Source organism: Aliarcobacter vitoriensis (assembly GCF_003316695.1).
GTDB classification, from domain to species: domain Bacteria; phylum Campylobacterota; class Campylobacteria; order Campylobacterales; family Arcobacteraceae; genus Aliarcobacter; species Aliarcobacter vitoriensis.
On the sequence record NZ_PDKB01000031.1, the window covers coordinates 1 to 10,129 of the forward strand.

16 protein-coding genes are annotated in these 10,129 nt (G+C 25.4%); 3 read left to right on the top strand and 13 right to left on the bottom strand.

The features are described from left to right. Positions 1-50: 50 nt before the first annotated feature. The 13 genes from CRU91_RS12310 to CRU91_RS11870 all read right to left on the bottom strand — a co-directional run bounded on the left by CRU91_RS12310 (position 51) and on the right by CRU91_RS11870 (position 8,033). Positions 51-197: a hypothetical protein gene (locus CRU91_RS12310; RefSeq protein WP_222718473.1), complete on the bottom strand. Its 147-nt coding sequence runs from the start codon at positions 195-197 to the stop codon at positions 51-53. Positions 198-878: 681 nt separating this feature from the next. Beyond that, the gene (mobP1, locus tag CRU91_RS11815) at positions 879-2,087 is read right to left on the bottom strand and encodes a MobP1 family relaxase (RefSeq protein ID WP_113895421.1); all 1,209 of its coding nucleotides are present in this window, start codon (positions 2,085-2,087) and stop codon (positions 879-881) included. After that, positions 2,080-2,385 (bottom strand): hypothetical protein, encoded by a 306-nt coding sequence (locus CRU91_RS11820; protein WP_113895422.1) that lies wholly within the window; start codon positions 2,383-2,385, stop codon positions 2,080-2,082. The genes mobP1 and CRU91_RS11820 overlap by 8 nt, the downstream gene beginning before the upstream one ends. A 3-nt stretch (positions 2,386-2,388) precedes the next feature. Beyond that, a complete protein-coding gene (locus CRU91_RS11825; protein WP_113895423.1) occupies positions 2,389-2,907 on the bottom strand; it encodes a hypothetical protein in 519 nt (172 codons plus the stop codon). Between the two features lie 13 nt (positions 2,908-2,920). Then, the gene (locus tag CRU91_RS11830; protein ID WP_113895424.1) at positions 2,921-3,817 is read right to left on the bottom strand and encodes a type IV secretion system protein; all 897 of its coding nucleotides are present in this window, start codon (positions 3,815-3,817) and stop codon (positions 2,921-2,923) included. Further along, a complete protein-coding gene (locus CRU91_RS11835) occupies positions 3,814-4,086 on the bottom strand; it encodes a hypothetical protein (RefSeq protein WP_113895425.1) in 273 nt (90 codons plus the stop codon). Before CRU91_RS11835 ends, CRU91_RS11830 begins: the two co-directional genes overlap by 4 nt. Beyond that, positions 4,073-4,411 carry a hypothetical protein gene (locus tag CRU91_RS11840; protein WP_113895426.1) on the bottom strand — a complete coding sequence of 113 codons (339 nt, stop codon included), beginning with the start codon at positions 4,409-4,411 and terminating at the stop codon, positions 4,073-4,075. Before CRU91_RS11840 ends, CRU91_RS11835 begins: the two co-directional genes overlap by 14 nt. Before the next feature lie 13 nt (positions 4,412-4,424). Then, positions 4,425-5,171 carry a type IV secretion system protein gene (locus CRU91_RS11845; RefSeq protein ID WP_113895427.1) on the bottom strand — a complete coding sequence of 249 codons (747 nt, stop codon included), beginning with the start codon at positions 5,169-5,171 and terminating at the stop codon, positions 4,425-4,427. A gap of 1 nt (position 5,172) precedes the next feature. Beyond that, positions 5,173-6,183, bottom strand: a complete 1,011-nt coding sequence (locus tag CRU91_RS11850) for a hypothetical protein (RefSeq protein ID WP_113895428.1) — start codon at positions 6,181-6,183, stop codon at positions 5,173-5,175. Next, the gene (locus tag CRU91_RS11855) at positions 6,183-6,560 is read right to left on the bottom strand and encodes a hypothetical protein (RefSeq protein WP_113895429.1); all 378 of its coding nucleotides are present in this window, start codon (positions 6,558-6,560) and stop codon (positions 6,183-6,185) included. Before CRU91_RS11855 ends, CRU91_RS11850 begins: the two co-directional genes overlap by 1 nt. 288 nt (positions 6,561-6,848) lie before the next feature. Next, positions 6,849-7,469 carry a Lin1244/Lin1753 domain-containing protein gene (locus CRU91_RS11860; protein WP_113895430.1) on the bottom strand — a complete coding sequence of 207 codons (621 nt, stop codon included), beginning with the start codon at positions 7,467-7,469 and terminating at the stop codon, positions 6,849-6,851. 14 nt (positions 7,470-7,483) lie between these two features. Further along, a complete protein-coding gene (locus tag CRU91_RS11865; RefSeq protein WP_113895431.1) occupies positions 7,484-7,723 on the bottom strand; it encodes a helix-turn-helix domain-containing protein in 240 nt (79 codons plus the stop codon). Beyond that, complete coding sequence (locus CRU91_RS11870; protein WP_113895432.1) at positions 7,713-8,033, bottom strand: hypothetical protein; 321 nt, start codon at positions 8,031-8,033, stop codon at positions 7,713-7,715. Before CRU91_RS11870 ends, CRU91_RS11865 begins: the two co-directional genes overlap by 11 nt. Positions 8,034-8,279: 246 nt before the next feature. Here CRU91_RS11870 and CRU91_RS11875 point away from each other — a divergent pair, with 246 nt between their 5' ends. The 3 genes from CRU91_RS11875 to CRU91_RS12315 form a co-directional block, all read left to right on the top strand. Continuing rightward, positions 8,280-8,696, top strand: a complete 417-nt coding sequence (locus CRU91_RS11875) for a helix-turn-helix domain-containing protein (protein ID WP_113895433.1) — start codon at positions 8,280-8,282, stop codon at positions 8,694-8,696. 4 nt (positions 8,697-8,700) lie between these two features. Next, on the top strand, positions 8,701-9,297 hold the full coding sequence (locus CRU91_RS11880; protein WP_113895434.1) for a hypothetical protein: 597 nt from the start codon (positions 8,701-8,703) through the stop codon (positions 9,295-9,297). Between the two features lie 42 nt (positions 9,298-9,339). Continuing rightward, positions 9,340-10,129, top strand: a 790-nt coding sequence (locus CRU91_RS12315; RefSeq protein ID WP_222718474.1) for a hypothetical protein, incomplete at its 3' end; no start/stop codon positions are given.

The following is a 10,129-nucleotide window of genomic DNA, read 5'->3' on the forward strand; positions in this document are numbered from 1 at the left end:
CAATTTGTGTTCTTGCATGTTTTAATATGCAATTTGTATTTTTGCATGTTTTAATATGCAATTTGTGTTCTTGCATGTTTTAATATGCAATTTGTATTTTTGCATGTTTTAATATGCAATTTGTGTTTCTTAATTAATAAATCAATAGCACCACCAACATATTCAATTAACACATCTTTTTCCATATATGTTGCCATTATTAAATCCTTTATTTTAAAGTTTAGATTTATATATCAATTTTCACTGTCTTCAATTTTATCTACATCTTTCATATTTAACCCTATTTAGAAGTTTTTTATCTACACTAATACAGTATATATTGTGTCATTTTAGTATTATTTATTCAAAAAATAACTTTACTATTTTGTGGTATAATAGTTTTGTTAGTAACAGTTGAATGTTCTTTTGAACTAGATAGCAAATCATTTGCTGTTAGCCCCCGAGTCGGTTTATCCGATGGTGTAGAGGGTGTGGGGGGGTCTCTACCAACTGTTGCTTTTTCAATAAACTATTAAATTCTCTGGCTCTTTTTTTATTTGCATGAAAAATTACATTTGTTCCCTATTTGTGGTATAATTCTTTTAGCAATCGTTGAAATTACACTAGATGTAACATCGCTCTTGTAGGCTGGACTCTCTTGTCCTACATTGTAGGAATTGGGCGAACCTACCAACGATTCTTTTTTTGAAGATGAACTGTTCTTTTGAACCAGCCCGTCAAGACTTTGGGCTTGAGTGTAGGAATTGGGCGAACCTACCATCTTCATGTTTTAACAGTTGAATGTTCTTTTGAGCCAGATGATAAATCTTTTTTCATTAGCTCCCCTGTCGGCAGGTCTCGATGTGTAGAGGGTGTGGGGGTCTCTACCAACTGTTAATTTATCTCTCTAAATCATCTTTTTTCTTTAAATGGCTAAATTTATTACCTTTTACATTAGATGAAATATTTAACCCTTGTTTTGCTTCTCTTTCTTTTTTCATTTTTAAGAATTGAGCATTTTTCTTTTCAATATCACTTAATTGTTGTTCTTCATAGTTATAAGATACTTTTTTATCTTTAATATTTGGGTTTACTATTAAATCTTTTTCAGCTCTTCCTTTAATAGAACAATCCCAAACATCTTTAAAACTTGTTTTTGTAAAAACTTCTCTTTTTCCATTTACTGCTTTTTTTCTAATAATTCTTTCAACTGTAACTTTATCTACTTTTTGGAATTTAACAAACTCTCCAGAAACTATATTATTATCTTTGATTAATTTTTCTAGTTCTTTGCTCCAAATAGTTGTAATATCTCCATTTTTTGTTTTATAGCTTACAAAGTAGCTTTCACTATTTCTATCATCAAATTTGTATTTAGCTTTTCCAAACTCTGACACTTCATAATGATGATTTTTCATATTTTCTATTCTATCTTTGATGATAGATTTATCTTTTAGTCTTTCTTTTTTGCTTGTTGCATAAGCTTCTATTCCTAAATCATTAAGATTTTTAGCAAATTTTTTTCTTAATTGTAATAAATCAGCTTTTCTTACATCTATTCTTTTTCCATCAGCTCCAGCTATTTTTAAATCACAATGAATATGTGGATTATCTGTATCACTATGATATACAAAATAACTAGCATTATTTGGATATTTCTCTTTTACAGTTTTTATAACTGCTTCCATGAGTTTATCAGCTGGTGTTGTTTCATGATGTTTCATAGAAAAAGCAAATTGTAAAACTTCTCTTTTACCTTTTCCTTTTATCTCACTTTGATTTGGTATTTGTGGACCAAAATCATTAAAATATTGTTCAAACTGTTTGAGTTCATCTTCACCTTTATAAATGATATTTTCATCTTCAAATAAAGTATAATCGAATTTTTTTATGTTGTAATTAAAATGTTTTTTCCATTGTTGATAGTTATTACTTGCTCCAGTTAATTTTACAACTACTTCTTTTGAAAATGGAGTATCAAATTTTTTAGTATTTTTTACAGTTGATTTATGCTTATATGCAAATGCACTTTTAGAATTTCTCTCTATTTTTGTAAAAACTCGTTTTGCTTTTAGTTCATCTTCATCAAAATTTGGTTTTCTACTCATCTAAAATCCTTGCACTCAAGCATTTTAAGTAACCTGTTTTTGTAACATCAAACTTTGCAATAAGTTTATAATCAGGGGCTACTAATTGTTTATCTTCATCAAGTATTTTAAAAGAAAATTTATTATCAGCACTACAAAATTTATTTGTCCAAAATACATTAAATGTAAATAGTATATCTTGATAAATAGCTTCTACAACTAAGCTTTTTTTGGCATATCTTAAATCAACTATTTCAATAACAATATCTTCATTTATTGGTATGAATTCTATCTCTTCCTCTTCAACTATTTCACTCATTATTTATCCTTGTTTTTTAAATCTTTTGTTTGTATATTTCAAGAGATTATCTATCTCTTGTTTTGTATGATCTATTTTTATATTTAATTCTTGAATAGTGTTTATTAAATTATCACTTTTAAGTTCTTTGTGAATATTCAAATGTTTTAAAATTTGGTGTAAGTTTCTACCAATAGAATTTACTTCACTTTTGAATTTAATAAAAGCTTCTATTTCTGTTGGAGTTATATATCTCTTTTCATAAATTGAGTTTAAAATAAGATATTTTACAACTCCAGTTAAAGAGTTTATTCCAGTTAGTTTTGAAGCTTTTATAAGATATTCTCTTTCATTTTCATATAGTCTTATTTTTAGTTCTGTGTCATCACCTCCAAGAGATGAATCAAACTCTTTCAATAGTTTAATTTTATCTCCTAACTTTTCATATATGCAAGAGTTAGCAAGTGATGTAATAGGGATTTTATACTCTTGATTTAATCTCTCAAGTATTTCAAGATTTGCTGGAGCTAATTGAACTCTCATTTTTTATCTCCTTTTAACCTTTTAATCCTCTTTTAAAATTTCTAGATATTAGTTTTGATTGTTTTATTCCATTTTTTGCAATATCTTTAGCTTCATTAGTTGAAGCTTGAGATAAAGCATCAATTGAAACAGTTCCTAGCTTTTCAGCTATTGAATGGCTAATTTTTACAAGAACAAGCATTACAATTCCTATAATTAGAGATTGAAAAGCTAAGCCCATTGGTTCTAGTATTCCTATTTGACTATTTACTGTAACTTGAAAACTTATATATGTATCAATTACACTACTCATAAGCAATCCAACTATTAAAATTGTCAAAGCATTTGAAATAAACATATTTAACCATTGAGTAAATATTTGTTTTGAGAAACCAAAAGCTAGTGCAAAAATTGCTATTGGTAGTATTAGTAATAGTACCTTTAATGTTAATTCGCTAAAGGTAATTACTAGAAATGTAGGAACTACCCCTATAATAAATCCTAAATAAATCAAGAATGTGCAGAAAATCGATATTATTGTCCCTTCAACACTCCAGCCAGTCGCTTCACTAACTGCATTTGATAATTTTGTAGCTTCCATAAATAAAATATCAAGTTTTGTATATAGATTGATATCTCCACTCATCATATAGTGAAGCTCTTCAAAAGCTAATTTTAAAGAATCTAAAAAACCATTTGAATTTGTAGCTACTGAAATAACTAGCATAGCAGAAGCCATTTTCCAAACTAAATCTTGTGTAGGTCTATCAGACCTACCAGCAATTACCTTATAAGCTTCTAGTATTATCCAAAGAGTTACAGTTATACCAAATAAACCTGTTAAGGCTTGTATGATATCTTGAATACTTGAAGTATTTAAAAACATTAAAATATTTGATATAAAATCACCTAAAGATTGAAATAATTTCATACTATCCCCTTATTCAAATGGTTATACCAAATCATAAAAAGGCAAATCATTAAAATTACAATTACTACTTTTGCAGTTTTATCACTCATTTGTATATTTTTTAAATTCTTCTCTGTTTTATTTACTTCTTTTACGAGTATATTTGATGTTTTATCAAAGAAATCAGCAAAATATCCAAAGAAATAGCCTATATATAAGAAAAATAGACTTATTAATCTTAAAGGATTTAAAACTATTCTTAAAAATGAGATAAATTTATTTTGAAGCATTTTTATCTTCCTTTTTTCCTACTGAAAAATCAATAGTTGAATAGTCCAGGTGTTTATTTTTTACAGAGTCATAAGACTTTTTAACTAAAGCTTTAAATTCATTTGTTGTTTTTAATTCTTCTAGCCATACATTAGCATTCATACCATATTTTGCTTCATACTCTTTTGTGATATTTTCTGCTTGTTTTCTAAAATCGTTTTTAACAATTTCAATAGATAAAATTCTATTTTTCATTTCAATTTTTGCTTTATCTTCGGCACTTTCTCCACAACCAGTAAATAAAATAGCTAAAGTTATAGCTGTTCCAAATATAATTTTTTTCATATCATTTCTCCAATTATTTATTTTTTATTGTCCAGTCGAAGCTAGACCAATCATAGTGATTATTTAATGTTGATTTATACTGTTTTATTTGTTGTTCTTTTTCAGCTTTTTCAACAGCTTGATTTTGTTTCTCCATCATATCCATCTTCATAGAAACTACTTGAAGTTGTGCCAATTCCATATTAATAGCATTTGCTATATCTTGGCTCTCTTTTATATCTTGAGTGTTTGATATTTTTTTAGATAATTCTTCTAAATTTTTAGAAGTTTCATCTACCATTTTATTACTCTCTTGAACTGTTGCTATTTGTGTAACTTGTCTTGTTAGTTTATTTTGGCAAGATTCTTTTTGCCAATCTTTATAAATTGCATTATTGCATTCATCAAAAACATTATATTTTTCAAATAGATTTCTTGCTTGATTTCCTACTCTTGAGTTTGGGTTAGCCATTGCTTTGGCTAAATCCAAATAATCATCTCCATAAGATTCAGCATACTTTTTAAGCCTATCTAAATCTTTTACAAAACTAACTGCATCTCTAATACCAGTTTTACTTAAAAGTTCATTTTCATAAGCCGTTAATTGACTTTTATAATGTATTGCTGTATCTGCCCATCTTTTAGCTTCTTCTGCCCATTCTGCTATCTCTTTTATATTTTGAGTTAGTGCTTGAGCATTTCCAACTGCATCAATAACTGGAATACCAGCACCAAATATTAAATTTGTGCTTAATATTGCACTAATTAGATATTTTTTCATTTTATCTCTCCATATCTTTACTTTTTGATTGTTGTTTTTCTTTTGGTTTGAAAGCTTTTTTTATTGATTTTCTTTTTTCAACATCATCTTTAAATGCTTCTTTGTTGAATTTGTAAGCTTCTTTGACTTCTCCAAGAAAAGTTACTGGATTATTCCAATCTTCACCAAGTCTTTTAATTATATCTTTCGCTAAATCTTTTATTGAATCAAGTTTTATCTCTTTAAGTAACTCTTTAAATGATTTAGAATTTGCTTGTTCTTCTAATGTTTTTGAATAAGATTCTTTAAATTTATTTCTATCTTCTTCTTTTTCTCGTTCAGTATAATATTTTACATTCCTACTGAAATATTCTATATTGTCTTCTCTATGATGACTATAGACATTCCGTTTTTTTATCTCTTCTGGAGTTATATCTTTTCCATCTTTATCGAAATTTTTAATATAGCCTATACTATAATTTTCTCCAACTATATCAGCAAATCTATCTTCCGAATGAATAAGCAACAATTCACAACTGTTTTCTTTTGCTATATTTTTGATTTTATCTTGTATATATTCATTTTTTGAAGCGAATTTATTACCTAAAATATGAGTATCATCAAGATGTAGATTAAGTGTAAATTTTTCATCATCAATTTTTATATTTAACTCATATTTTTCGTTATATAACTTAAAATGGGGTTGTTCTAAAATAAAATCTTTTGGTCCATCATCTTTCCCTGGTGTCCATTCTCGATATTTATCTTCTTCTAGAAAAGGTAGCTTATGTCTATTTACTTCTTTGAATTCATCATCATTACGATAGTCTTGACTTTCAGCATAAGATTCAATGTTATACATAGTGATTTTTTCTAAATTTTCCGCACCAAAAGTTTTCTTTAATTGTAGAGATTCTTTTAAATTCTCAAAATCTAATTCATTTGTTGCAGTGAATAATACTTTTGTAAAAGCATTGTTGCTAATCGGTTCAAGTTCATCATCTAAAATAGTATTTATTTCTTGATTTTTCATTATAAATGCTCCAATTCAAATTCTTCCTTTTTTGAAAGATTTATTTCTATATCAAAATCATATTTTTCTAACTCTTCTCTTCTTAGTTCTCTGACTTTTGAAAGTAGTTTTATTTTTATATCTTCTAATTTTAAATTATGAGACAACATTGCATTTTCTATTTTTTCTCTTAAATCTCTCATTGCTATTACAAAACCATTAGAAAACTCTCTAAAATCTTCAGTGGTAAACTCATCTTCAAATATATTTATTGAGCTTGAAGTTGCTTGTGTTATATAAAATAAACTGCTATAAATTTTATGAGATTCATCTATCAAGTCATTTTTAGATAAAATCAATTCGTCTATAATATTTTTAAAACTCTCTTTATTTTCCATTTTAATTTTCTCCTTTTTTAGTTTTTATTTAAATTCATTTTAAAGCACATAGAACGATTTTATATTAAAATCAATACAAAGTATGCTTCAACTCTTTTTTGTTCGTTTTAGATAGGTTTATGATTGATTATGAGGTATCTATTCTTTGTTGTAAACTCTTTGCCAACAAAAAGGAAAGATAAGGGCTCGACTTTTTAGGTTTTGCAAAAACCGTTAAAAAAAGTGAGCAAACAACTGGTAGAGTTCTTTTTTTGAACTGATAGCTTAATCCAGTTGTTACAGAACACTTCATTCATAAATCCTATTTTCTTTACTGGCTTGTGCTAAATCTTCAAGTTTAGATTTTTGTTTATCTTGTTGAATTTGATGATTGAGCATTTTTTGATTTAATCCTTCAAATTTTTCAGCTTCATTTTCAGTAGAAGAAAAAAGAGAAGTTTTATTAATTCTTTTATTTATTAATTTATTTATTGTTGAACGGTCGTTTAACGGCTGTTGAGTTGAGTTTAATTGACTCAATTCTAAAAGTTGTTGTTCTTGTTTAATTCTTCTTTTTTCTGCACTAACTTTACCAGCTAATTTTTTTTGTTCAGTTTGTTTGTAATATGGCTCTAGCCATTTATTTAATTGTGAAGATATAAATATAATTCCATCATCATTTTCTATAAGCTCAAATAATCCATAAGAAGTGATTACAGTATTAATTACTGGAACACTTACTTTCATTTCATCAGCAAGTAAATCTATATCAGAAAGTGGATATTTATGTCCTTCAGCTTCTGCTAGTGTTTCAAGTAAATATACAGCAATTCCATAGCCTTGAACATTAAAATCTTTTATAAGTCTTTTTATATTTTTTCCATTCCTAAAGTTAGTAGGAAAAAGAAAATTTGGTACAGTTTTACTCATTTTAAAGCCTTTATTTATGCAGTTTGTACTTTTCTATTTGCCATAAAACGAGCTATTTGTAATTTTGGATATAAAATTCTTGAGCCAATTTCTATATAATCAATACCAATGCCCTGCTTTCTCCAAGTTTCAATACTTGAAGCTGAAACTCCTAAAATCCCAGCTGTTTGTTTACTGTTTAAATTTAGGATTTTTGAAAATCCTAAATCATTTATTTGTTTGAGATATATCTCTATTTCTTCATTAACATTCATTTTCCACCCCTACTTTTCTACAATAAAATACATATTCCAATTCTTCATCTTTTGCATCTACTTTAAATGCATACTCATTTTCATGTATTGAAACATAGTCTAACTCAAGATTTAATTCTTTTAAATCCAATTCTTTTAAAATTTTTTCATCAGAAAAAGATATATGTTCTATAAAATGACCTTGCTTAACTTCAATAACAAAATCACCTTCTGTATTGAACTCAAAGCTTATATCTTCATATTTTTTTTCTAATGCAGTAGAAACCAACTCTTTTAATTTCTTAACATTTATAATTAATTCTCTTTTCATTTTTATCCTTTATTTTATTTTTATTTACATATTTGTTCTAATAAGTTATTTAAAACTTATTACACCATTTAATAAACATTAAGTTTTAAAATAGCAATATATTTGTATAATTTATTTTAAGTGATAAAATAAAATTTTAAATATGAATAGTATTATAAACAAATTTAAAATATATGTCAAGATATTTTATGGTTTATTTTAATATTTAATATAAAATATTTTAATTATGTTTATAAAGGTTTAAAAATGAATATAACAGAAAATGCAATTAGTAAATTAATTGAATATTATTCTTTGGCAAATGCTTCACAGTTAGCAAACAAACTGGAGATAACTCAAGGAGTTATATCAAATTGGAAAAGTAGAAATGCTATAGGAGCATTGACTGATACTATTGCTAATAAAGACCCTGAAGCTTTAGAATTCATTTTTAGTTCTAATTCAAATATATATAATTTGCAAAATTCAACAAATCGTACAGTTTTAGATAAAAGTAGTAATAAAGAAGATAATACTAATACATATTATGGAAATGACTTAGATATTGATAAGAATATTTTGAAGTTAGTAGATACTGTATATAGCTTTGCAAAAGAAAATAGATTAGAAGAATTGAAAACAGATTTAATTTTATTATTACAAAAATATTCTTCAAAGGATTAATATTTTGAATAAAGATTTTAATATTTTTAATTTACAAAATTCTAAAAATGAAACTGTTGCAGATTTTAGAAATGCTCAAATAAATAATCCAATTTTTATTTTTTTTAGTTCAATTACAAATACAAAGGAAGATATAAATATTAGAAAAGTATTTTATAAAAATAGAGAAATTATAAAAATTTCAGCTATTTTATTTCCATTGATACTATATGTTTCTGTTACTACATCTTTTGGTTTTGAAGAAATATTTTTATACTTTAGTTTACCATATAATAAATTTATATTTTTTATATCTTATGTTTTATTTTTTATCGTTTACTTTTATTTTTTAATTAGACATCGTTGGCTTTTAGATAAAGGATTTTTAAAATATGAAAATGAAAAAATTCTTTTCACTTATAACAATGAATTTGAAGAAATTAATTATTTGGATATATCAAAAGTTGAAAAAGAAAAAAGTTTTGTTAGTGGAATTACATTCTTTATTTATACAAAAAATGATAAAAAACCTAAAATAAAATTTAATTTTTACAATTATAAAAATGTTCTAACGTTTGAAGATAAATTGAAAAATAAAAATATATCTATTGATAATTTATAAATTAAATTATTATTAACCGATAAAAATACAAGTGGGGCTAATATGGATAAATTCATTTACAGGGTTGCTGGAAAATTATTTGATATAATTATTGCAGGTACTATATTATGGATAGTTATTCAAATTCTATTATCAGGAGTTGGAGGTATATATAATACTTTATCAGGGCAAAAATTCCAAGAAACTGTGTTTAAAGATTATAGTAAATATTTAACAGATGAAATGAGCAAACAAGAGTTGGAAGATGATGAAATATTAAAAATTACTGATTATTATAATAGAAAAGCCAATAATAAATTTAAAGAAATTGGTTATTCTATAATACTTGAAGATTATTATGTTTTAAGTATGAATGAGATACAAACTAATGATATATTTATTAAAAATAAAATTAAAATTAATGAGTTAATTAAAATATTAAAAAAAGAAGAACCTTATTTGAATTTACCTGATAAAGAAAAAATAGTTCTTAAAAATTTAAATTCATCAATTAATAATAATGATTCTGTGGCAATAAAAGATAATTTACAAGACTTAGAGCTAGTTTTAGAACAGAGATATGCAGAGTACAAAAGAATTGATATAGAATCTGAAAAAAATTTATTAATTTCATATATAGGTATTGCTATAAGTATTTTATCTGTAATCATGTCATCTATGGGTAGTACAATCAAGAATATTATACCTTTTCTTAAAAAAATAACTGAAAACAAAGAAAACAAAGAAAACAAAGAAAACAAAGAAAACAAAGAAAACAAAGAAAACAAAGAAAACAAAGAAAACAAAGAAAACAAAGAAAACAAAGAAAACAAAGAAAACAAAGAAAACAAAG

Coding starts and splice junctions, on each gene's coding strand:
- CRU91_RS12310 (WP_222718473.1), bottom strand. CDS start 197: ATGGCAACATATATGGAAAAAGATGTGTTAATTGAATATGTTGGTGGT.
- CRU91_RS11840 (WP_113895426.1), bottom strand. CDS start 4,411: ATGAAAAAAATTATATTTGGAACAGCTATAACTTTAGCTATTTTATTT.
- mobP1 (WP_113895421.1), bottom strand. CDS start 2,087: ATGAGTAGAAAACCAAATTTTGATGAAGATGAACTAAAAGCAAAACGA.
- CRU91_RS11870 (WP_113895432.1), bottom strand. CDS start 8,033: ATGAAAAGAGAATTAATTATAAATGTTAAGAAATTAAAAGAGTTGGTT.
- CRU91_RS11875 (WP_113895433.1), top strand. CDS start 8,280: ATGAATATAACAGAAAATGCAATTAGTAAATTAATTGAATATTATTCT.
- CRU91_RS11860 (WP_113895430.1), bottom strand. CDS start 7,469: ATGAGTAAAACTGTACCAAATTTTCTTTTTCCTACTAACTTTAGGAAT.
- CRU91_RS11835 (WP_113895425.1), bottom strand. CDS start 4,086: ATGCTTCAAAATAAATTTATCTCATTTTTAAGAATAGTTTTAAATCCT.
- CRU91_RS11855 (WP_113895429.1), bottom strand. CDS start 6,560: ATGGAAAATAAAGAGAGTTTTAAAAATATTATAGACGAATTGATTTTA.
- CRU91_RS11820 (WP_113895422.1), bottom strand. CDS start 2,385: ATGAGTGAAATAGTTGAAGAGGAAGAGATAGAATTCATACCAATAAAT.
- CRU91_RS11830 (WP_113895424.1), bottom strand. CDS start 3,817: ATGAAATTATTTCAATCTTTAGGTGATTTTATATCAAATATTTTAATG.
- CRU91_RS11825 (WP_113895423.1), bottom strand. CDS start 2,907: ATGAGAGTTCAATTAGCTCCAGCAAATCTTGAAATACTTGAGAGATTA.
- CRU91_RS11850 (WP_113895428.1), bottom strand. CDS start 6,183: ATGAAAAATCAAGAAATAAATACTATTTTAGATGATGAACTTGAACCG.
- CRU91_RS11845 (WP_113895427.1), bottom strand. CDS start 5,171: ATGAAAAAATATCTAATTAGTGCAATATTAAGCACAAATTTAATATTT.
- CRU91_RS11865 (WP_113895431.1), bottom strand. CDS start 7,723: ATGAATGTTAATGAAGAAATAGAGATATATCTCAAACAAATAAATGAT.